The following is a 22,070-nucleotide window of genomic DNA, read 5'->3' as shown; positions in this document are numbered from 1 at the left end:
GCCAGTTTTTCTGCACCATCCCCTTGCGCGCACCGGGCAAAAGGCATAAAGTACCCGCCCCGTTCTGATTGGAGCAACCATGCTGCGCATCACCAAAGAAAGCGAATACGCCTTCCTGCTGCTCGGCGCCATCTTGTCTGCCGAGGGCGCGGCGCGCAATACCGCGACCCTTGCCAAAGAAGCGCGCATTGCCGTGCCGATGTCCGGCAAAGTTTTGAAACGCCTGACCCAGCAAGGCATCCTCGAATCCATCCGTGGCGCACACGGCGGCTACCAGCTGGCGCGCGCGGCGGAAAGCGTGACCGCGCTGGACGTGGTCGAAGCCATCGAAGGCGGGCCGGAGCTGGTCGAATGTACAAATGGCGAGACCAACTGCGCGCTGGCCGAGCACTGCCAGTTCAGCCCCTTCTGGCAAGAACTGAACGACGACATCCGCGCCATGCTGGCGGCGAAAACGCTGGCCGACATGCAGCGCTTTGAGCGTCGCCAACACGAACGCACCCTGAAATTCCCCGAACATAACGACCTCAAACAAGAAGCCTCATGAGCAACGAAGAACTGAAAAAAATTGCCGAAACCGAATACCAGTACGGCTTTGAAACCCACATCGAACAAGAAACCCTGCCGCCCGGCCTTGACGAAAACGTCATCGTGCACATCTCGCGCATGAAAAACGAGCCGGATTGGCTGCGTGAATTCCGCCTCGCTGCCTACCGCCACTGGCTGACCCTGGAACAGCCCGACTGGGGACACCTCAACATCAAACCCATCGACTACCAGGCCATCTCCTACTACTCCGCGCCAAAAACCCAGAAAGACGGCCCCAAATCGCTGGACGAAGTCGATCCCGAACTGCTGCGCACCTACGAAAAACTCGGCATCCCGCTGCAAGAGCGGGAAATGCTTGCCGGCGTTGCGGTTGATGCCGTCTTTGACTCCGTCTCGGTCGCCACCAGCTTCAAAGACCGCCTTGGCAAAGAAGGCATCATCTTCTGCGCCTTCTCCGAAGCAGTGCGCGAACACCCCGAACTGGTGCGCAAATACCTCGGCTCGGTGGTGCGCATGGACGATAACTACTTCGCCGCGCTCAACTCCGCCGTCTTCAGCGATGGCTCGTTTTGCTACATCCCGCCCGGCGTGCGCTGCCCGATGGAACTCTCCACCTACTTCCGCATCAACGCCGCCAACACCGGCCAGTTTGAGCGCACCCTCATCATCGCCGATAAAGGCGCTTACGTCTCCTACCTCGAAGGCTGCACCGCGCCGAAACGCGAAGAGCACCAGCTGCACGCCGCCATCGTCGAAATCATCGCCCACGAAGACGCGGAGGTGAAATACTCCACCGTGCAGAACTGGTTTCCCGGCGACAAAGACGGCAACGGCGGCATCTACAACTTCGTCACCAAGCGCGGCCTGTGCGAAGGCGCGCGCAGCAAAATCTCCTGGACACAAGTCGAGACCGGCTCAGCGATTACCTGGAAATACCCCGGCGTTGTCCTCAAAGGCGATGACAGCATCGGCGAGTTCTACTCGGTAGCGCTCGCCCGCGACTACCAGCAGGCCGATACCGGCTCGAAAATGATCCACATCGGCAAAAACACCAAATCGACCATCATCTCCAAAGGCATCTCGCTCGGCTATGCGCAGAATGCCTACCGGGGCCTCGTCAAAATCCTGCCGGGTGCGGCGGGTGCGCGCAACTTCTCCCAATGCGACTCGCTCCTCATCGGCAGCGACTGCGGCGCGCACACCTTTCCGTACCTGATGGTGCAAAACCCGACGGCGCAAGTCGAACACGAAGCAACCACCGCAAAAATCGGCGAAGACCAGATTTTCTACTGCATGCAGCGCGGCCTGTCCGAAGAAGACGCGGTCAGCCTCATCGTCAATGGCTTCTGCAAACAAATCTTCCAGGAACTGCCGATGGAATTTGCGGTCGAAGCACAGCGGCTGATAGAGCTGAAGCTGGAAGGCAGCGTCGGCTAACACATCCCCTCTCCCCTGTGTGTAAAACGGTAGGGTGGGGCTTGCCCCACCGCGACGACCGGGACGGGACGGGGTGGGGCAGCAAACAAACCGTGCAACAACAAAACACCGCATCCATTTACATACACCAACCCCGCCATCCTGTATGTAAACCGTGAACCGCAGCCGGTGGGGCAAGCCCCACCCTACGAAAACCCGAAAAAAAACCATGACAGACGCCCAACACATCTACGAAGCTTGGCACACAGCTGCGAAAAACCGCGACACCGCCGCGCTGATTGACCTCTACCACGACGATGCCGAATTTGAATCGCCGCTCGTTCCCGTCATCATGGCGCGCGCCAGCGGCGTGCTGCGCGGACGCGCGGAAATAGAAGCCTTCCTCGCAGAAGGCACGCGCCGCCGCCCGAACGAACTGGTGCGCTGGTACCGCGACGGACGCTACCTCGCCAGCGGCAACTTGCTGGTGTGGGAATACCCGCGACAGACGCCGGACGGCGAGCAAGTCGATATCCTCGAACTGATGGAACTGGCGGACGGCAAAATCCGCCAGCACCGCATCTACTGGGGCTGGTTCGGCACACAAATGCTGGTAGCCTCGGCGCTGGCGAAGCAGGCATGACAAATATACATACACCTTAGTCGCTACCCTGTATGTATAAAGCGTAAACCCAAAATATTCACTCGACGAACACGAAAACCAACCATGACCGCCCGCAACATAGATCTATCAATCGCCCTGGCGCTATACCTGCCTGCTGTTATTGCCATCCTGCTGATGGGGCAGTTCAATATGATGCGCGCCTATTTCCCGCTACTCGCGGGATTGCTGTTGCCAATCGTGGTTGCTTGGGCATTGAGGGCAAAACCCTATTTCTTGAGTGGCGTTGCGCTTAGTGGCAGTGCATTATTCTGGTTTTTTATGTTGAGCCATTTCAATTTGTCTTCCAGAATTTTTGGCGTTCACGACTATTTCTGGATATTGATTAGTTGGATTATGGGCTGGCTCATCGGACTACTTGCACAATACCGGGCAGAAAATGCAAAAGAAGCGTTTGGAAAAGGTTTCCTTGAAACATTGGCGGGGGTTATGGCGGGACTAATTATTTTGGGCGTTCTTTATCTATTCGGGCTTACCAAGTTTATTTTCTCCCTCAGTAACGTCATTTTATGAGGCTCAAAATATACATACACCATAGTCGCTACCCCGTATGTAAAACCATAAACCCATAACCAATCCCTAACCTCAAAAACACAAGGAAACCCGATGATCAAACAAACCACAATCCTGACACTCCTGCTTTCGTAGGGTGGGTCTTGACCCACCACCACAAAACGGTTTGGTTCTCAACGGTGGGGCAAACCCCACCCTACAACACGGGCTGCGCCCCGGCGCACCATCCTGTTTTATGGCTATCCCGTAAACCAATCCCTAACCTCAAAAACACAAGGAAACCCGATGATCAAACAAACCACAATCCTGACACTCGTGCTTGCCCTTGCCAGCCCCGTCGCCTGGGCCTGTTATGACCCCGCAGGCTCAGGGCAATGCGGCCCATACGGCATTGGCCCGCGCAATCCTGACGGATACGGCAACAACACCTACGTCGAACCCGAACCAATGTACATCCCGCCGCCACCGCCACCGCCGACCCACAACTGCACCGCCCGTGCAGAAGGCGGCAAACTCTGCGCCGACACCCGCCCCGGGCTCGCAGGCAATTCATACAGCACCAACGCCGCCGGAGAATTTGACGACCTTATGGTCAGCAGCTACCCCGACGGCACCCCCCAAAGAATCACCAACTACCACAACGGCAAAAAGGAAGGCAAAAGCAGCTCTTTCTACCCGGACGGCAGCATCAAAAGCGTCATGTATTACCAAAACGACGAACTGAACGGCGCCGTTCAGTTCTACCACCCAAACGGCACGCTGAGAAGCGACATGACCTACTGCAATGGCGAAACCTGCGGCGAGGAGCGTGATTACGACGAACAGGGCAACCTCGTGAGAATCATCCGGTTTGACGCCAACGGCGACGCCGAGAGCGTGCAGGAAATCACCCCCGGCAGCCAACCGCGCGCTACTGCGAAAAGATCCCGGCGCAAATCCTGAGTGGCGCAGGTCGGGCATAAATGCCCGACCTACCGAAAGACCCCGCTTCAAAATCAAAACAAGGAAACACCCATGCTAGAAATCCACAACCTGCACGTCGCCACCGAAGAAGGCAAAAAAATCCTGAACGGCGTCAATCTGCGCATCGGCGCGGGCGAAGTGCACGCCATCATGGGGCCGAACGGCTCCGGCAAATCGACGCTGGCGAACGTCATCGCCGGGCGCGAGGGCTACGTCATCACCGAAGGCAGCATCAGCTACGACGGCAAGGATTTGCTGGAAATGGAGCCGGACGAGCGCGCCTGCGCCGGGATTTTCCTCGCCTTCCAGTACCCGGTAGAAATCCCCGGCGTCAGCAACCTCTACTTCCTGAAAGCAGCGGTAAACGCCAAGCGCGCCTACGAAGGCAAGGGCGAAATGGACGCAATGGAATTCTACGAACTGCTCCAGAACCGCATGAAAAGCGTCAAAATGCACGACAGTTTCCTCTCGCGCGCGGTCAATGTCGGCTTCTCCGGCGGTGAGAAAAAACGCAATGAAATCATGCAAATGGCGGTGCTTGAGCCGCGTCTGGCGGTGCTGGACGAAACCGACTCCGGCCTGGACATCGACGCGCTGCGCGTCGTCTCCGACGGCGTGAACGCCCTGCGCGACGCCAAGCGCAGCTTCATGGTCATCACCCACTACCAGCGCCTGCTCGAATACATCGTGCCGGACTACGTGCACGTGCTGGTCAATGGCGAAATCGTCGAAAGCGGCGACAAAACGCTGGCGCTGCAACTGGAAGAAAAAGGCTATGCCGACTTCCGCGGCGAAGAAACCGGCGCCGCCCGGAGCGCCTGATGAGCGGCTTCTTCCCGGACATCCGCGCCGCCGAAGGCGCGCTACAACAAGAAGCCTTCACCCGCTGGCAAGCCATGGGCGACCTGCGCCGCCGCGAACACTGGCGCTGGACACCGCTCGATGCCCTGCGCGATGACGCGCGCCGCAGCGAAGGCGCCGACTACCAATTTGACCTGCCGGACGCCATCGGCGAAGACTTCGGCACCTTTACCGAAGCCGACCGCGCCCTGCTGGCGCTGGACGACGCCGCCTTCGCCGCGTTGAACCTCGCGCTCCTGCCCGACGCCCTACAACTCACCGTCCCCGACGGCGCCGACCTTGACACCATCGCCGCGCTCAACATCGACCTCCTCGCCCGCCGCCTGCAAACCTCGCGCATCCACATCCGCGCCGGGAAAAACAGCCGCAGCGCCTTCTGGATAGACTACCGCGCCAGCCGCAGCGGCGCACAACTGCCGGTCATCACCGTCAATGCCGAAGACGGCGCACAAATAGACATCGCCCTGTGGTTTCATGGCGACGCCGGCACCGCACAAGTGGCACAAGCCGCCGTACAACAAGCCACCGACAGCCGGGTACGCATCAACGCCCTGCAAGCAGGCGGTGACCTGCTGCGGCTGGACATCCACAGCGAACTGCACGGCGAAGGCACACACTTCGCCTTCGGCGGCGTACAACTGCTCACGGGCAAACAAACCGGCGACTACCACCTCAACGTGCGCCACCTCACCGAAAACAGCGAAAGCCACCAGCGCGTGCGCGGCGCGCTCGACGACGCGGCGCTCGGCATCTTCGACGGCATGATCTACGTCGCCCACGGCGCACAAAAAACCGACGCGCGCCAGGACAGCCGCTACATCCTCCTCTCCGACAGCGCGCGCTCGCACAGCGTGCCGCGCCTGGAAATCTACGCCGACGACGTCCAATGCGCGCACGGCTCCACCACTGGCAAAGTCGATGAAGAAGCACTGTTCTACCTGCGCTCGCGCGGCATCGGCTACGAAGCGGCGCGCAAAATGCTCATCCTGAGCTTCCTGCACGAAGCCGTAGTCGTCGAACACCAAACCCTCGCCGACGCCGTCCACCAAACCATCAGCGACATCTGGCTCGGCGACGACGAGGCGGCGGCATGAAGCACGAATTCCCCATCTTCAGCCGCACCATCCACGGCAAACCGCTGACCTACCTCGACAACGCCGCCAGCACGCAAAAACCGCTGGCGGTCATCGAAGCGATGGACGACTGCTACCGCCACCACTACAGCAACATCCACCGCGGCGTGCACCACCTCTCCCAGCAACTGAGCGCCCGCTACGACGCCGTGCGCGCCCAAGCCGCCCGCTTCGTCAACGCCGCGCGCGCCGAAGAAATCATCTACACCAAAGGCACCACCGAAGCACTCAACCTGCTGGCAAGCTCGCTGGGCGAACTCGTCCTCAAACCGGGCGACCGCGTGCTGCTGACCGCGCTCGAACACCACGCCAACATCGTGCCGTGGCAGCGCGCCTGCCAGCGCTTTGGCGCCGAACTCGCCGTCATCCCCATCGACGACAACGGCGCGCTCGACACCACGAACCTCGACGACCTGCTCGACGGCGTAAAAATCTTCTCCGCCGCGCTCGTCTCCAACGCACTCGGCACCATCAACGACCTCGCGCCGCTCATCGCCCGCGCCAAAGCGCGCGGCATCATCACCGTCGTCGATGCCGCGCAGGCCGTCGCCCACATGCCGGTGGACGTACAAGCGCTGGGCTGCGACTTCCTCGCCTACTCCGCACACAAACTCTACGGCCCGACCGGCATCGGCATCCTCTACGGCCGCTACGACCTGCTCGACGCCATGCCGCCCTACCAAAGCGGCGGCGACATGATTCTGAGCGTCAGCTTCGAGCGCACCCTCTACGCCGCGCCGCCCGCCAAATTCGAAGCGGGCACGCCGCCCATCGTCGAAGCCATCGGCCTCGGCGCCGCGCTGGACTGGATTAACGACAAAGGCGTCGCCCGACTCGGCGCCTACGAAGAAACCCTGCGCGCCGCCGCCGAACAAGCGCTTTCCGAACTGCCCGGCCTGCGCCTCATCGGCACCGCACCGCACAAAGCAGCCGTCATCTCCTTCACCCTGGACGGCATCCACCCGCACGACGCGGGCACCGTGCTCGACCAGCACGGCGTCGCGGTGCGCGTCGGCCAGCACTGCGCCGAACCCGTCATGCGCCGCTTCGGCATCCCTGCCACCATCCGCGCCTCCTTCGCCGCCTACAACAACCATGACGACATCGCCCGCCTCGTCGCCGCGGTGCGCGCCACCCAGGAACTCTTCGCATGAACGACCTCAAAGCCCTCTACCAGGAAGTCATCCTCGACCACAGTAAACACCCGCGCCACTTCCACGCACTCGAACCCTGCGACCACAGCGCCACCGGACACAACCCGCTCTGCGGCGACAACCTGAAAATATTTGTGCGCATGGACGGCGACACCATCGCCGAGGTCAGCTTCGTCGGCGACGGCTGCGCTATTTCCAAAGCCAGTGCCTCACTGATGACCGACCTCGCGCGCGGCAAAACCCTCGCCGAATTCGCGCACCTCTACCACAACTTCCACCACATCGCCACCACGCAAGACCCCATCCCGGACAGCGTCGGCAAACTCAAAGTACTGGCGGGCGTGCGCGAATACCCCTCGCGCGTCAAATGCGCGACGCTGGCCTGGCACACCCTGGACGCCGCCCTGCACGGCCAAAGCGCGGCAAAGACAGAATAAAAACATCGTAGGGTGGGGCTTGCCCCACCACGAAAAACGGTGGGCTGAAGCCCACCCTACAACCGCTAGGGCGTGTTTACCATTCCCCCCCTCCCCCGTGGGGGAGGGGCAGGGGTGGGGGCAGCAAACAAACCGCCAAGCTACAAAAACCACCACACTGATGACAAACAGCAAAACCCAAAAGGACACCCGATGACAACAGACGCCGACACCCTGCCCTACGACCCGGACAACGTCCCCTACAACAAAGACCCCGACGACCCCGGCCTCTCGCCAGTCGAAAAAGACATCATCCTCGCGCTCAAAGGCGTCTATGACCCGGAAATCCCGGTGGACATCTACGAACTGGGCCTCATCTACGCGCTGAAATACAACAAAAAAACCGGCAAGACAGACATCCACATGACCCTCACCGCACCCGGCTGCCCGGTGGCGGGCGTCATGCCCGACTGGGTCAAAGACGCGGTCGAAGCCGTCGATGGCGTGCTTGAATGCGAAGTCCACATGGAATGGGACCCGCCCTGGGGCATGGAAATGATGAGCCTGCGCGCCAAAATCGAGCTGAACATGATCTGAAGAACACCGCGCGGGCGGAAAAACATTGCCGTTTATGACAAAAAGGTTAAAATACCGACAGTTTCGGCACCCTTTTACGCCCGTGGGTACGCGGCAAGCGCTGAAACCCCAGGACACATCCAACACTATCAGGAGAACACAAACATGCAGGAAAAATGGCTTATCTCAGCCCTGACCCTCTGCCTGGTCGCCGCTTGTGGCGGCAGTGACGGCGACAGCAATACCGCTGCCGACCCCACCCCGCGCGGTCAAACCAAACAAAACAAAATCATCGCCCCCGAATCCCCGGCGGGCGAATGGATTTGGGCGAACAAACGCGGCGGAGAATACCGCTGGTCAGACGCCCTGGACGGCTACAGCCACTACAACCTGACCGTGGACGGACAATCGCTCGCTAGCGAAGACCGCGGCGCTTACAAACTGGGCATCAACAGCATGACCCTGCCGCGCGGCTTCTACTCCGGCACCGCACAGACCGAATACCGCAGCCAGAATGACGCCAACAAAAAACGCGTCAGCCAGGACTTGGCACTGCGCTCCTTCCGTGGCTTCTATGCGGGCGCTTACGCCTACGGCAGATACGACGGCGACCCGAACATGGACATCGGCCAAATGTATTACACCACGCCGACCCCGTATGACAACCTGCCGACCAGCGGGCGCGCGCTTTACGTTGGCCGCGTCTTTGACTACAACGCCCAGAACGACGCCAAACTGAACTACGTCGTGGACTTCAGCAAACACGTCGGCTCCGGTGAAGTCGGCGCCAACACCCTGCATGAAAAATACAAGCTGGAAGAAGCGCCGATTGGTCAGCACGAAGGGCTCTACGGCACTTACTACGGCGTGAAAAACGGCGAAATCACCACCCAAGACCGTTACAGCGACGGCAAACGCGGTACCTACAACCTCATCATCAGCGGTACCCGCGCTGAAGAAATCACGGGCGATCTCAACTATATCGACCCCTATGGCAACCCCGCCGGCCAGCAGGTCTTCCACGCCGAACGCGGCGAAGTCCGCTAAACGGCACAGCCCCGCAAAAAACCGGCGACCTTCGCCGGTTTTTTTATGAAGCCCGCATTCATGGCGTCATCCCGCCCTGCCCCGTACAATACGCCGCCCATTCCAATAACATCAAGGACAACCCCATGCGCTTACGCGACGAACTCGGCCCCACCCTGCGCCTCGCCGTCCCCCTCATCCTCATGCAGCTTTTGAGCTTCGCCCAACCGGTGATCGATACCGTCATGGCCGGACGCCACAGCGACCTCACCCTCGCCTCGGTCGCGCTTGCCGCGCAAATCTTCGCCTTCATTTACCTGTTCATGGTGGGCTGCGCGCTGGCGATGACCGCCGCCATCTCGCAGGCCAACGGCCGCGATGACCGCGCGCAAATCCGCAGCAACTTCCAGCAGGGCATCTGGATGCTCGCCTTCCTCGGCGTCGCCGCGACCATCCTCACCTTCATCGGCGCCTACGTCCCCGCCTGGCTCGGCAGCACGCCGGACATCGCGCGCGAAGCCAGCCGCTACCTGCTCACCCTCGCCCCCGGTGCGGGCATCTGCATCGTCGGCCTCGCCGGACGCTGTTTCCTTGAGGGCATGGCCTACCCGCGCACCACCGTCATCGTGCAAGCCTTGCTCATCCCAACCAACATCGTCGGCAACTACGTTTTCCTCTACGGCTTTGGCCCCATTCCCGCCCTTGGCGTACCCGGCATGGCGCTCTCGACCGCGCTCTGCTACGCTATCTTCGCTGCGTTCGTCTTCACCGCCATCGCCCGCAACCCGCGCTGGCGGCCATACCGCCCCTACCAGCGCTTTGCCCGCCCCGACATGGCCGCCATCCGCCGCTACTTCAGCGTCGGCCTGCCGATTGCACTGGCGCTGGTCATGGAAACCGGGCTTTTTACCGTGGTCGGCCTCATCGTCAGCCGCACCAACGAAATCAACGCCGCCGCCAACCAAATCGCGCTCAACTACGCCGGTATCTCCTTCATGGTGCCGCTGGGGCTTGCCAACGCGCTCACCATCCGCTGCGGCAACGCCTACGGCAAGGGCGACTACCACGCGCTGCGCCAACGCGCACTTGGCGGCATGATGGTGGTTGCCATCATCATGGTCTTCATGGCACTCATCCCGCTCCTGTTCCGCCAAGACATCGCCGCGCTCTACAGCAGCAATCCGGACATCATCGCCATCGCCAGCAGCATCCTCCTCCTCGTCGCCCTCTTTCAAATCGGCGACGGCATGCAGGTCTGCACCGCGGGCATCCTGCGCGGCATCCACGACACGCGCATGCCAATGGTCTATGCCTTCATCGGTTACTGGCTGATTGGCTTCCCGGCGGCACTCGCCGGTTATTACTTCCTCGACATCGGCGTTGCCGGGCTGTGGATCGGCATGGTGGTCGGCCTCTCCATCACCGCCGTCCTCGGCGTGCGCCGCGTGCTGTGGCAGATTCGCAAGCGCTGAAACGCTTGGCGATTCAAACGCAAAAACCGCCCGAACAGGGCGGTTTTCCATTCGTCGCGCGGCTATTCTTCGTCCGCCAGTTTAAGCAACAGGCGGGCGGCGACCGCATCCGTCACCAGATGGTTGGCATAGCCGTAGCGCAGGGCGACGTGGATGGCGCGCACTTTGTTTTCACCGCCCGCAATCAGCAGGCGTTGTTCTTTGTGGCGCAGGTCGGGCAGACTGATGCCGACGGTGCGGTTATTGAGGTCGGGCAGGCAGATGCGTCCGTGTTTATCGACGAAGCGGGCGCAGATGCCGCCAACCGAGCGCTGCGTCAATTGCGCCACTTCCGCCGCGCTGAAGAAGCCGGAGCTGAACAGCACCGAGCTGGCATCCGGCACACCGACGGTGAAGACGGCGATGCGGCAATGGCGGCCGCGCTCCAGTACGCGGCGGATGTGCGATTCGCGCTCAACCAGGTTTTTGGTTTCGAGGTTGTCGAACACCGCTGGCAGCGGCAGGATGTGGCCGCCCGCCTGAAAGGCACGGCAGATCATGTTGATGGTTTCGGCTTCGTTCAGCCCTTGCCGCGCCTTGGTCTCGCTGCCGCGCAGTTGCACGATTTCGATGCCGCGCCGCAGTTGTGGCTGCAAGGCCTGCGCCATCGCATGAATGCTGTTGCTCCATTCGACGCCGATGGAGTCGCCGTCGCGTACCAGCGCTTCCAGCAGCCGCGCGCCAGCCGCGCCGATGTTTTGCCGCAGGGTGTGGATGTCGCCGTTCGCAGGACTTGCGGTCACGCGCACTTCGGAGAGACCGTAGCGAGCGCGCAGGGTTTCGGCGAGCGTGCTTTGGTCGTCACGCGGGTCGTGGATGGTGATGCGGACAAAGCCCGCATCGGTGGCGTGTTGCAGCAGTTTGGAGACGGTCGGGCGCGAGATGCCGAGCGTCTCCGCCACTTCGTGCTGCGATTGACCGCTCTGGTAGTAAAGGCGGGCGGCTTCGATGGCCTGGATGTCTTTGCGGGTCAGGCTGTTGGGGTTGTCGGTGTCGTCCATGGATCGGGGTGATGCGCGGGAAAGGCGGGATGAGCGTCAGGAACGGTAGTGCATGGTCGGTCTTTCTGCCGCTACGCGTCCCATACCCCCTCCCCTGCCCTCCCCCGCAGCGCAGGGAAAGGGGGTTTTGCATTCTGGTTGTTAGAGTTTGTCCGGCGCGGGCGGCACCGGCGGCAGCATCCGCTTGTGGCGCGAGCGTTCGTGCCACCAGGCGATTTGTTTTTCTGCCTGCGCGCTTACCGCTTCGCCGCGCAGGAAGGCGTCCAGCTCGCTGTAGCGCACGCCCATTTCGTCTTCGTCGGTCTGTCCCGCCCAAAGTCCGGCGCTGGGCGCTTTGTTCAGCACCGCCTGCGGTACGCCGAGCAGGCGCGCCATTTCGTAAACTTGTTCTTTGCGCAGCGCGGCGAGCGGCAGCACGTCGGCGGCGCCATCGCCGTATTTGGTGAAGTAGCCGGTGTGCACTTCGGCGGCGTTGTCGGTGCCGAGGACGACGGCGCGGTGGCTTTGCGCGGTGGTATAGAGCAGGACCATGCGCAGCCGCGCCATCAGGTTGCCGCGCAGCACGTTCAGCCGCTCCGGTTCGGGGTTGAGTACCGGCGCGAGTTGTTGCATGGCAAGGTCGTAGAGCGGCGCGATGGAGATGATGTTGCCGGTGAGTCCGGCGCTTTGCAGCACGGCTTCGGCGTCTTGCAGGTCAGCTTCGCTGCTGACCGCGGCGGGCAGCATCAGCGCATGCACCGGGCGGCCGGTGCGGGCGACGAGATGGGCGCAGACGGCGCTATCGACGCCGCCGCTGACGCCGAGGGTGTAGCCGTCCAGGTGGTAGAGGTCGCGGCGCTGGTCTTCAAGCCAGGCGACGAGGTAGTCAATGTAGGCGGTGAGGTTCATGGGGTTTTCCGGAGTCGTGTTTGTAAATGGTTTTCGGGTTGGGGTTTTGCCGCTGCGCGGCTTGTTTGCTGCCCCCACCCCGGGATACCCATAAAAAGGCCTTCGCCTTTTTCATGGGTATCCCCGTGCCCTCCCCCACGGGGGAGGGCGCAGTTCGGTGGTCATAGGTTGGGTTACGGGCTTTGCCCTAGGCGTGTTGACAATTGAGACATCCCCCTCCCCTGCAGGGCGAAGCCCGCAGCGGGCGGGTACCCATGCAAAATGCGGACGCATTTTGCATGGGGCCCGGGGGAGGGTCGGGGAGGGGGTGAGCAATGTTATTGATGAACCAAAATTTTTGTTTTTCAATTGATCGCTGCCCTCACCCCAACCCCTCTCTCACTGCGTGAGCTGTTCCAGTCCCAGAGGGACAAGCATTGCTCGCGTAGCGAGAGAGGGACTCGTTCGCCGAATTGTCAACACGCCCTAACCCAATCTACAAACGCTTCTACACGCTTGGGGCTTTCGCGTTATTGCGGCTTGCCGGCGTGCTCGCGGATGAGGTCTTGTTTTAACTGCCACAGCGCTTGCGAGAGATCGACGTAGTAGCCGTGCGGGTTTTCCAGGCGGCGAATTTCGTCCCACAGGGTTTGTTGTTCGTGCTGGCAGTGGGCGCGCACGTCTTCCAGCGAGGGCATGGCGATGCTGCGTGCGCCCGCTTCCATCCAGGTTTGCAGGCGTTTTTCGGCGCGAAAGCCGCTGACGGTTTTGCGTTTCCACGGGTATTCGGGGTCAAACAGTTCGTAGGGCTGGCTGTCGTCGATGGTTTCGTCGTGCAGGGTGACGACATCCGCTATCGCCTTGCCGCCCGCGTCATAGAGCCGCCACAGTTGTTTGTAGCCGGGGGTGGTGGTTTTGGCGAGTGTTTCGCTGATTTTGATTTTGGGGATGATGGCGCCGTCTTTTTCGAGGGCAACGATTTTGTACACGCCGCCGAAAACGGGGTTGCTTTTTGCGGTGATGAGCCGCTCGCCGACGCCGAAGTTGTCCACCGCCGCGCCTTGCAGGACGAGGTCTTTGATGAGGTATTCGTCGAGCGAGTTGGAGACGGTGATTTTGGCGTCGTGCAGGCCGGCGGCGTCCAGCATTTCGCGGGCGCGGTTGCTGAGGTAGGCAAGGTCGCCGCTGTCGATGCGGATGCCGCGCAGCGCGTGGCCGTTGGGCGCGAGGTATTCGTTATGGACGCGGATGGCGTTGGGGATGCCCTGGCGCAGGGTGTCGTAGGTATCCACCAAAAGCACGGTGTTGTCCGGCCAGGTTTTGGCGTACTGGAGGAAGGCTTCGTATTCGCTGTCGAAGCTCTGCACGTAGGCGTGTGCCATGGTGCCGACCGCCGGGATGCCGCTGACGTATTCGCTGTAGGTGTTGGAGGTCGCGGCAACGCCGCCGATGTAGGCGGCGCGCGCGCCGTAATGCGCGGCATCGCCGCCGTGGGCGCGGCGCGAGCCGAATTCGAATACCGGTCTGCCCGCCGCTTCGTGCACGATGCGCGCCGCTTTGGTGGCGATACGCGACTGGTGGTTGAGGGTGAGCAGCAGGTAGGTTTCTATCAGCTGGCAGTCAATCAGCGGGGCGCGCACGGTGAGCAGCGGTTCATGCGGGAAGACGACCGAGCCTTCCGGCACGGCGCGAATGTCGCCGTGGAAGCGGAAGTTGGCGAGGTAGTCGAGGAATTCGGCGGTGAAGACGCCTTTGCTGCGCAAAAAGGCGATGTCGTCCGGGGTGAAGTGGAGGAATTCGAGGTAGTCCAGCACTTGTGTCAGCCCGGCGAAGATGGCGTAGCCGCCGTGGTCGGGCACGGTGCGGAAGAAGTAGTCGAAGTAGGCGATTTCATGTTGTCGCCCCTGGCTGAAGTGGCTCTGCGCCATGGTGAGCGCGTAGTAGTCCATCAGCAAGACGCGATGGTTGGCCGGTGCTTGTTTCATTCGTCCCTCCCGTTGGGGTTGTGTGTGTCCATCAGTTCGCCGTGGATGACGGTGCCGTCTTCGCGCGTGGCGGTGACGTCGTTATCCGGCGGCGTTTCGTGTTCGTAGATGTTGCCGTGTTGTTGCCAGGAAAAGGTGCTGTACATCGTCTGCGGCTGGATGATGCGCACCAAGGCGCCCGCAAAGAGCGCGCGCAGCGGCGGCACCAGGAAGATGAGCGCCAGCGCCGAGCTGATAAAACCGGGCACGAGCAGCAAAACGCCCGCGGTCATGCGGTACACACTCTCGCGGGCAACATCGCGGCCAGGGGTTTCGGCCATGCGCAACACCGCCTGCTGCTGGCTGCGCAACAGCCACGAGCCGATGGCGCTGGAAAGGATGAGCAGGCCTAGGGTGGCGAAAAAGCCGATTTGCGCGACCACGGCAATCAGCGCGACCAGTTCGGCGACGCCCCATAAGCCGAGCAGGGCCAGAAACGGCATGGTGTTCTCCCGGGTGAAAATTCGGGCGAAATTATACCTTGCTTAGCTTGTCGCTGCCTGGTTTCCCGTTTTTCTGCCGCTACCGCATCCACCGTCGCATTCTCTTGCTTGAGCGGCTTGAAGTGCGGTGTCACTACTAGCGCGGCGTGGTAAATCCGCTAGAATGGCGCCCGTTTACACCACACACCGGAATCCATGAAACGACTATTACCCATCCTCCTCACTTTTTATGCGGCGACTACGCACGCTGACCCGCTGCCGGCGGAAGAAGTCTTCAAGCCGGAAATCCATCAAAGCGCGACCGCAGACGGTTACCGCACCGAAGTCACCATCCGTTTTCCCGATGGCTATTATTTGTATGCCGACAAGACCTCGCTCAGCGGCGCGGACGGCGAACAGTCGCGCACGCCGCCGGAGGAAAAGGACGACCCCTACCTCGGCCCGACGCAAGTCTGGCATCACGCGCCGACCATTACCGTCACCCATCACGACCGCGCCGAAACCTTCACCCTGAAGACGCAGGGCTGCGAGGAGAACGTCATTTGTTATCCGCCGACGACCTGGACGCTGCAAGTGCCCGCCGCGGAGCTGGTCGCGCCCGCGCCCGCTGAAGCCGCTGCCGCTTCGCCCGTTGCGGAAATGGCTGCCAGCGAAACGGCAGACAACACCAGCCCGTCGCTGTTCCAGACGCCGAAGGATATGATTTTGCCGGAGGATCAGGCGTTTCTGGTCAAGGCGGAAGCCGACGGCAAGGGGATGCTGCATGTGCAATACCAAATGCCGGAAGGCTATTATTTGTACCGCCACAGCCTGAAGGCGGAACTGGACGGCAAACCGCTGGCATTGCCATTGCCGCAGGGCGAACGTCATCAGGATGATTTTCTCGGCGAACAGGAGATTTACCGCCACGAATTGCGCTTCAGCCTGCCGCAGCCGCAGGGCAGCGCGCTCACCCTGCATTTGCAGGGCTGCGCCGAGGGGCTGATTTGCTATCCGCCGTTGCAGCGCCAGTTCCATTTTGACGGGCAGGCCGCCCAGGCGGGCACGCTCACCACGACGGTTGTCCCCGCAGAGCAAGCCGTCGCGCCTGCCGCCAGCAGCGATGAACCTTCCGGCATCGTGCAGAAATTAAACGACAATTTCCTCATCGCCCTGCCGCTCGTCTTGCTGCTCGGCATTGGCGTCAGCTTCACCGCCTGCGTTTATCCGCTGGTTCCCATCGTGACCAGCCTCGTCGTCGGCAAGAACACCAGCAGCGCCCGCGCCTACCGCCTCATCAGCGTCTATGTGCTGGCGATGGGGGCGGCGATGGGACTGCTCGGTGCCGTCTTCGGCATCTTCCAGATAAACCTGCAAGTCATCCTGCAAAAACCGTGGATTACCGTACTGGTGGCGCTGCTCTTTGCCGGACTGTCGCTGTCGCTCTTTGACGTTTACACCCTGCAAACGCCGCGCTGGCTGCAAAAACCGGTGGACAAGCTCAACCGCAAACAGCAATCCGGCTCCTATACCGGTGCGGCGGCGATGGGCGCGCTTTCCATCCTCGTCGTCAGCCCCTGCGCCACGCCGATTTTGACCGCGCTGCTGCTCTTTACCACGCAAACCACCCCGCTCAAGGGCGCGACCGCCTTGTTCTTCTTCGGTCTCGGTACCGGTCTGCCGCTGCTGCTGTTCGCTGGCGCCTTCCGCAAATTCCTGCCGAAAGCGGGCGCGTGGATGGATAACGTCAAAAAAGGCTTCGCCTTCGCCCTGCTCGCCATCGCCACCTGGCTCATTACCCGCATCATGCCGCTTGGCTGGGCGCTCGCGGTGTGGACGCTCTACGCGCTGCTCTTTGCGACCTATATCTACGGCGAAGGCAAACTGCGCCGCTTCCTCGCTGCCCTCGGGCTTGTTGTCGCCATCGCCCTCGGCACACAAAGCGCGGCGCAGTTCTTCGCCCCACCCGCCGCGGCCGTTGCCCGACAAGGCGCGAATTTCCGCCTGCTGCACAGCAAAGCTGAAATCGCAGCGGCGCTCTCGGCAAGCGACCGCCCCGTACTGCTCGACTTCTACGCCGACTGGTGCGTCGCCTGCAAAAAATGGGAAGCGCACATCTGGCACAATCCGCGCTTTGCCACGGAGCTGGCGGACTACACCCTGCTGAAAATCGACGTCACCGACTTTGATGATGCGCACAAAGCCATCTTCAACGAACTCGGCCTCGTCGGCCCGCCTGCGGTACTGCGTTACCCGCCGCACGGCCAACTCGCCGCACCACAAGAAAAAATCATCGGCGAACTGGAGGCGGACGCCTTCGCCGCAAAACTCGCCGCCTGGCGCGTTCCATGACAAGAAACCGCATGGAATATAAACAGGAAGCGTATATAATGCGCGCCTTTAACGCCCCCGGCCCGCAACATCGCAAGGTGTTGCGGGCGTAACCATAAACGGCAACCACCCCTTTCCGAGACAACACACCCTATGGCGCTTATTTTTGTCATCAACGGCCCCAACCTCAACCTGCTCGGCAGCCGCGAACCGGCGCACTACGGGCACGACACCCTCGAAACCATCGAACAGCGCCTGACCGACATGGCGACCGGCTTCGGCCACCAACTCGAATTCATCCAGCACAACCACGAAGGCGTGCTCATCGACCTCATCCACGCCGCTGGCAAACACGAAGTCGATTACATCATCATCAACCCCGCCGCCTTTACCCACACCAGCGTTGCCCTGCGTGACGCGCTCGCTGCCGTTGCCATCCCCTACATCGAAGTCCACCTGTCAAACATCTACCGCCGCGAACCCTTCCGCCAGCACTCCTACTTCAGCGACCTCGCGCAAGGCGTCATCAGCGGCCTCGGCGCGACCGGCTACGAACTGGCGCTGATAGCCGCCAACCACTACCTTACCCAACCCAAATAAGAGACCGCCCACTATGGACATCCGCAAAATCAAAAAACTCATCGAAATGCTCGAAGCCTCCGGCATCGCCGAACTGGAAATCACCGAAGGCGAAGAATCCGTGCGCATCAGCCGCTACGGACAGACCCCGCCGATGCCCGCGATGCCCTACCCGCCGCAAGCCTACAACCTCGCGCCGCCGCCTGCCGCCAGCGCCCCTGCCGCAGAAGCCGCGCCCGCCAGCAAACCGGCACCGGACGGCAAAATCATCCGCTCGCCGATGGTCGGTACCTTCTACAACGCCCCCGCCCCCGACGCCGACCCCTTCGTCAAACTGGGCGATGACATCAAAGCGGGAGACACCGTCTGCATCATCGAAGCCATGAAAATGTTCAACCGCATCGAAGCCGACTTCGGCGGCAAAATCGTCGAAATCCTCGTAGAAAACGGCCAGCCGGTCGAATACGACGAACCGCTGTTCGTCGTCAAATAAGGAGCGCGCCATGTTCGAGAAAGTGCTGATCGCCAACCGCGGCGAAATCGCGCTGCGCATCCTGCGCGCCTGCCGCGAAATGGGCATCGAAACCGTCGCCGTCCACTCCAAGGCCGACGCCGAACTCAAACACGTCCTGCTTGCCGACGAATCCGTCTGCATCGGCCCGGCGCCGTCGTCCGAAAGCTACCTCAACATGCCCGCCATCATCGCCTCCGCCGAAGTCACCAACGCCGACGCCATCCACCCCGGCTACGGCTTCCTCTCCGAAAACGCCGACTTCGCCGAGCGCGTCGAACAATCCGGCTTCACCTTCATCGGCCCGCGCGCCGAAACCATCCGCATGATGGGCGACAAAGTCGAAGCCATCAAAGCCATGAAAGCCGCGGGCATCCCCTGCGTCCCCGGCTCCGACGGCCCGCTTTCCACCGACCCGGACGAAATCCGCGCCACCGCCGAGCGCATCGGCTATCCCGTCATCATCAAAGCCGCTGGCGGCGGCGGCGGTCGTGGCATGCGCGTCGTACGCAGCGCTGACGAAGTCGTCGATGCCGTGCGCCTCACCAAAACCGAAGCGCGCCAGGCCTTTGGCAACGACATGGTGTACATGGAAAAATTCCTCGAAACCCCGCGCCACATCGAAATCCAGGTACTGTCCGACAAACACGGCAACGCCATCCACCTCGGCGAACGCGACTGCTCCCTGCAACGCCGCCACCAAAAAGTCATGGAAGAAGCGCCCGCCCCCGGCATCAGCGAAGAACAGCGCAACGCCATCGGCGCCGTCTGCGTCGAAGCCTGCAAACGCATCGGCTACCACGGCGCGGGCACCTTCGAATTCCTCTACGAAAACGGCGAATTCTACTTCATCGAAATGAACACCCGCGTCCAGGTCGAACACCCCGTCACCGAAATGGTCACCGGCGTGGACATCGTGCGCGAACAAATCCGCATCGCCGCTGGCCTGCCGCTCTCCTACACCCAAGACGACATCAAAGTACGCGGCCACGCCCTCGAATGCCGCATCAACGCGGAAAACGCCAAAACCTTCATCCCCTCGCCGGGCAAAGTGCGCGAATTCCACGCGCCGGGCGGCCTCGGCGTGCGCGTCGAATCGCACCTCTACGACGGCTATACCGTGCCGCCGCACTACGACTCCATGATCGGCAAACTCATCACCTGGGGTGATGACCGCCAAACTGCCATCGCCCGCGCCAAAATGGCGCTGCGCGAACTCGTCATCGAAGGCATCAGCACCAACATCGAACTGCACCAGGACCTACTCGATGACCCCGTCGTCAATAAAGGCGGCATGGACATCCACTACCTCGAACACAAACTCGGCCTTGCCTGACACAACGCCCCGCAGCCGCGGGGCGAATTGCTTGTGGCCCCCGAACTGCCGCATTCCCGTAGGGTGGGGCTTGCCCCACCACATCACCGACAACATACCCGCCCCACCAAAACCCCAAAAGGAACCCACCATGACCGCACAATGGCTGGAAATCACCCTGCACAGCACGAACGACGCCGACACCGACCGCATCGAAGCCGCGCTTGAAGCCGCAGGCGCCATCGCCATCACCTACACCGCCGCCGATGACGAAGAAATCTACGAACCGCTCGTCGGCAGCATGCCGCTGTGGACGCACACCGGCGTTACTGGCCTCTTTCCGCAAAACAGCGACCCGGAAACCATCCACTTCCTGCTGCGCGCAGCACTCGGCAACGACATCGCGCTGAACGACCGCCTCTTTGCCGACAGCGAATGGACACGCGCCTGGCTTGACCACTTCCGCCCCATCGACTTCGGCGGCGGCTTCTGGGTAGCAGCCAGCGAACACCACATAGACGCCGCCGATGCCACCGTCTTGCGCCTTGACCCCGGCCTTGCCTTTGGCACCGGCACCCATCCCTCCACCGCGATGTGCCTCAACTGGCTGGTGCACCACGGCGCGCTTGCCGGCAAAACCGTCTATGACTACGGCTGCGGCAGCGGCATCCTCGGCATCGCCGCCGCCCTGCTCGGCGCAAAGCACGTCTGGCAGACCGACATCGACCCGCAGGCACTCACCGCCAGCGGCGAAAACGCCGACAAAAACGGCGTGCGCGAGCGCATCACCCTCTGCGCCGACCCCGACGACGCGCCCAAAGTAGATCTCCTCGTCGCCAACATCCTGCTTGAGCCGCTCTGCTTCCTCCGCCCGCAGTTTGAAAAACACCTGCGCGCGGACAGCCAGCTCATCTTCGCCGGGCTCCTAGAACGCCAAGAAGAACGCATCCGCGTCGCCTACGGCGACGCCTATACGATTACCCGCACCGACAGCTGCGATGGCTGGATACTGCTGCACCTGCGCCCTAATGCCTAGAACGTTTTGACAATTCAGCGAAATAGCCCCTCTCCCTGTGGGACAAGCATTGCTCGCGAAGCGAGAGAGGGCTGGGGTGGGGACAGCAAACGTGAAAAATCGGAATCTTATCCCGCAAGCAATATTGCCCACTTCCTCACCAACCTCCCCCGCTACGGGCTTCACCCTGCAGGGGAGGGTGTAAAAAAACGCGCAGCGACAACCCACGCAAACCAACAGCAAATACCATGCCTTTCAACCTCGGCAGCTACCACTACCCGCAACCCGTCATCGTCCTCGCGCCGATGGCGGGTGTGAGCGACCTGCCCTTCCGCCGCCTCTGCCAACAAAACGGCGCGGACTACAGCACCGCCGAAATGATCAGCGCCAAACCCGAACTGCTGCATACCGCCTACTCCGCCGCGCGCCTGCAATTCGACCTCGACCCGCGCTACCCAAAAATCGTCCAGCTCGTCGGCGGCGATGCCGCGCTGCTGGCGGAAGCGGCACTACTGATGCAGGCCAAAGGTGCCGACATCATCGACCTCAACATGGGCTGCCCGGCGAAAACCGTCGCCAAACAACAGGCGGGCTCGGCGCTCTTGGCCGACCTCCGCCAAGTTGAAAAAATACTCGCCGCCGTGGTGCGCGCGGTGAACATCCCGGTAACACTGAAAACCCGCCTCGGTTACCACGACGGCGAGCCGGTGATTGCCGAAGTGGCGCGCATCGCCGAAGCCTGCGGCATTGCCGCCCTTGCTGTACACGGCCGCAGCCGCGCGCAGCGTTACCAGGGCGAAGCCGACTACGCCACCATCGCCGCAGCCAAAGCGAAAACCCGTCTGCCGGTGATTGCCAACGGCGACATCAAAAGCGCCGAACAGGCAAAAACCCTGCTTGACCGCTACGGCTTCGACGGCATCATGATTGGCCGCGCCGCCCTTGGCGACCCGTGGCTGTTCGCCCGCTGCCAAGCGCTCATCAACGGCCGCGACATCCCGGCCGCCGCCAAAAACACACAAATCCGCGCCCACCTGCGCGACCTGCACCAGCACTACGGCGCACAAGCAACCGCCATCGCACGCAAACACCTGCACGCCTACCTGCGTCCGCACCCCGACTACCCCGCGCTACGCCCGGCCATCAACCACGCCGCGCATCTGGACGCCCAACTCGCCCTCATTCCCCGCTAAAACCAGGAAGAC

General features: G+C 61.7%; 22 protein-coding genes. 18 read left to right on the top strand and 4 right to left on the bottom strand.

Annotated elements, in window-relative coordinates:
* Positions 1 to 79 precede the first annotated feature (79 nt).
* From EL199_RS07490 to EL199_RS07435, 12 genes are all read left to right on the top strand, one after another.
* Positions 80 to 547 carry an SUF system Fe-S cluster assembly regulator gene (locus EL199_RS07490; protein ID WP_004140223.1) on the top strand — a complete coding sequence of 156 codons (468 nt, stop codon included), beginning with the start codon at positions 80 to 82 and terminating at the stop codon, positions 545 to 547.
* Positions 544 to 1,986, top strand: coding sequence for a Fe-S cluster assembly protein SufB (sufB, locus tag EL199_RS07485; protein ID WP_126316044.1), 1,443 nt, complete (start codon positions 544 to 546; stop codon positions 1,984 to 1,986). Before EL199_RS07490 ends, sufB begins: the two co-directional genes overlap by 4 nt.
* A gap of 208 nt (positions 1,987 to 2,194) precedes the next feature.
* Complete coding sequence (locus EL199_RS07480) at positions 2,195 to 2,608, top strand: nuclear transport factor 2 family protein (RefSeq protein WP_004140218.1); 414 nt, start codon at positions 2,195 to 2,197, stop codon at positions 2,606 to 2,608.
* 84 nt (positions 2,609 to 2,692) lie between these two features.
* Positions 2,693 to 3,160 (top strand): hypothetical protein, encoded by a 468-nt coding sequence (locus EL199_RS07475; RefSeq protein ID WP_004140216.1) that lies wholly within the window; start codon positions 2,693 to 2,695, stop codon positions 3,158 to 3,160.
* Positions 3,161 to 3,445: 285 nt separating this feature from the next.
* The gene (locus tag EL199_RS07470) at positions 3,446 to 4,102 is read left to right on the top strand and encodes a toxin-antitoxin system YwqK family antitoxin (RefSeq protein ID WP_004140214.1); all 657 of its coding nucleotides are present in this window, start codon (positions 3,446 to 3,448) and stop codon (positions 4,100 to 4,102) included.
* A 72-nt stretch (positions 4,103 to 4,174) separates the two neighbouring features.
* The gene (sufC, locus tag EL199_RS07465; RefSeq protein ID WP_004140211.1) at positions 4,175 to 4,945 is read left to right on the top strand and encodes a Fe-S cluster assembly ATPase SufC; all 771 of its coding nucleotides are present in this window, start codon (positions 4,175 to 4,177) and stop codon (positions 4,943 to 4,945) included.
* The gene (gene sufD / locus EL199_RS07460) at positions 4,945 to 6,078 is read left to right on the top strand and encodes a Fe-S cluster assembly protein SufD (protein ID WP_004140210.1); all 1,134 of its coding nucleotides are present in this window, start codon (positions 4,945 to 4,947) and stop codon (positions 6,076 to 6,078) included. Before sufC ends, sufD begins: the two co-directional genes overlap by 1 nt.
* Complete coding sequence (locus EL199_RS07455) at positions 6,075 to 7,271, top strand: aminotransferase class V-fold PLP-dependent enzyme (RefSeq protein ID WP_004140209.1); 1,197 nt, start codon at positions 6,075 to 6,077, stop codon at positions 7,269 to 7,271. Before sufD ends, EL199_RS07455 begins: the two co-directional genes overlap by 4 nt.
* Positions 7,268 to 7,708, top strand: coding sequence for a Fe-S cluster assembly sulfur transfer protein SufU (gene sufU / locus EL199_RS07450; protein WP_004140207.1), 441 nt, complete (start codon positions 7,268 to 7,270; stop codon positions 7,706 to 7,708). The genes EL199_RS07455 and sufU overlap by 4 nt, the downstream gene beginning before the upstream one ends.
* A 192-nt stretch (positions 7,709 to 7,900) precedes the next feature.
* Positions 7,901 to 8,284, top strand: a complete 384-nt coding sequence (locus tag EL199_RS07445; protein ID WP_004140206.1) for an iron-sulfur cluster assembly protein — start codon at positions 7,901 to 7,903, stop codon at positions 8,282 to 8,284.
* Between the two features lie 144 nt (positions 8,285 to 8,428).
* Positions 8,429 to 9,310: a lipoprotein GNA1870 gene (locus EL199_RS07440; RefSeq protein ID WP_004140204.1), complete on the top strand. Its 882-nt coding sequence runs from the start codon at positions 8,429 to 8,431 to the stop codon at positions 9,308 to 9,310.
* Between the two features lie 125 nt (positions 9,311 to 9,435).
* Positions 9,436 to 10,761, top strand: coding sequence for an MATE family efflux transporter (locus EL199_RS07435; protein ID WP_004140202.1), 1,326 nt, complete (start codon positions 9,436 to 9,438; stop codon positions 10,759 to 10,761).
* A gap of 62 nt (positions 10,762 to 10,823) precedes the next feature.
* Here EL199_RS07435 and EL199_RS07430 read toward each other — a convergent pair whose 3' ends face one another.
* From EL199_RS07430 to EL199_RS07415, 4 genes are all read right to left on the bottom strand, one after another.
* The gene (locus EL199_RS07430) at positions 10,824 to 11,801 is read right to left on the bottom strand and encodes a sugar-binding transcriptional regulator (protein WP_004140200.1); all 978 of its coding nucleotides are present in this window, start codon (positions 11,799 to 11,801) and stop codon (positions 10,824 to 10,826) included.
* Between the two features lie 141 nt (positions 11,802 to 11,942).
* Entirely contained in the window at positions 11,943 to 12,689 is a 747-nt protein-coding gene (gene nadE, locus EL199_RS07425; RefSeq protein ID WP_004140198.1) for an NAD(+) synthase, read from the bottom strand.
* Between the two features lie 509 nt (positions 12,690 to 13,198).
* Positions 13,199 to 14,653, bottom strand: coding sequence for a nicotinate phosphoribosyltransferase (locus EL199_RS07420; protein ID WP_004140197.1), 1,455 nt, complete (start codon positions 14,651 to 14,653; stop codon positions 13,199 to 13,201).
* Positions 14,650 to 15,135 (bottom strand): FxsA family protein, encoded by a 486-nt coding sequence (locus EL199_RS07415; protein ID WP_004140194.1) that lies wholly within the window; start codon positions 15,133 to 15,135, stop codon positions 14,650 to 14,652. The genes EL199_RS07420 and EL199_RS07415 overlap by 4 nt, the downstream gene beginning before the upstream one ends.
* A 195-nt stretch (positions 15,136 to 15,330) precedes the next feature.
* Here EL199_RS07415 and dsbD point away from each other — a divergent pair, with 195 nt between their 5' ends.
* The 6 genes from dsbD (at position 15,331) to dusB (ending at position 22,058) form a co-directional block, all read left to right on the top strand.
* Complete coding sequence (dsbD, locus tag EL199_RS07410) at positions 15,331 to 17,466, top strand: protein-disulfide reductase DsbD (protein WP_004140192.1); 2,136 nt, start codon at positions 15,331 to 15,333, stop codon at positions 17,464 to 17,466.
* 132 nt (positions 17,467 to 17,598) lie between these two features.
* The gene (gene aroQ, locus EL199_RS07405; RefSeq protein ID WP_004140191.1) at positions 17,599 to 18,045 is read left to right on the top strand and encodes a type II 3-dehydroquinate dehydratase; all 447 of its coding nucleotides are present in this window, start codon (positions 17,599 to 17,601) and stop codon (positions 18,043 to 18,045) included.
* Positions 18,046 to 18,058: 13 nt separating this feature from the next.
* A complete protein-coding gene (gene accB, locus EL199_RS07400) occupies positions 18,059 to 18,517 on the top strand; it encodes an acetyl-CoA carboxylase biotin carboxyl carrier protein (protein WP_004140189.1) in 459 nt (152 codons plus the stop codon).
* 10 nt (positions 18,518 to 18,527) lie between these two features.
* Complete coding sequence (accC, locus tag EL199_RS07395; protein ID WP_004140187.1) at positions 18,528 to 19,871, top strand: acetyl-CoA carboxylase biotin carboxylase subunit; 1,344 nt, start codon at positions 18,528 to 18,530, stop codon at positions 19,869 to 19,871.
* A 130-nt stretch (positions 19,872 to 20,001) separates the two neighbouring features.
* Positions 20,002 to 20,886, top strand: coding sequence for a 50S ribosomal protein L11 methyltransferase (gene prmA, locus EL199_RS07390; RefSeq protein ID WP_004140185.1), 885 nt, complete (start codon positions 20,002 to 20,004; stop codon positions 20,884 to 20,886).
* A gap of 227 nt (positions 20,887 to 21,113) precedes the next feature.
* The gene (gene dusB / locus EL199_RS07385) at positions 21,114 to 22,058 is read left to right on the top strand and encodes a tRNA dihydrouridine synthase DusB (protein ID WP_004140183.1); all 945 of its coding nucleotides are present in this window, start codon (positions 21,114 to 21,116) and stop codon (positions 22,056 to 22,058) included.
* The last annotated feature ends 12 nt before the right edge of the window (positions 22,059 to 22,070 follow it).

Origin of the sequence: Cardiobacterium hominis, assembly GCF_900637305.1 — a bacterium.
Lineage (GTDB): Bacteria > Pseudomonadota > Gammaproteobacteria > Cardiobacteriales > Cardiobacteriaceae > Cardiobacterium > Cardiobacterium hominis.
The sequence above is the reverse complement of the archived record's forward strand: the minus strand, read 5'-3'. Positions and strand labels throughout refer to the sequence as shown.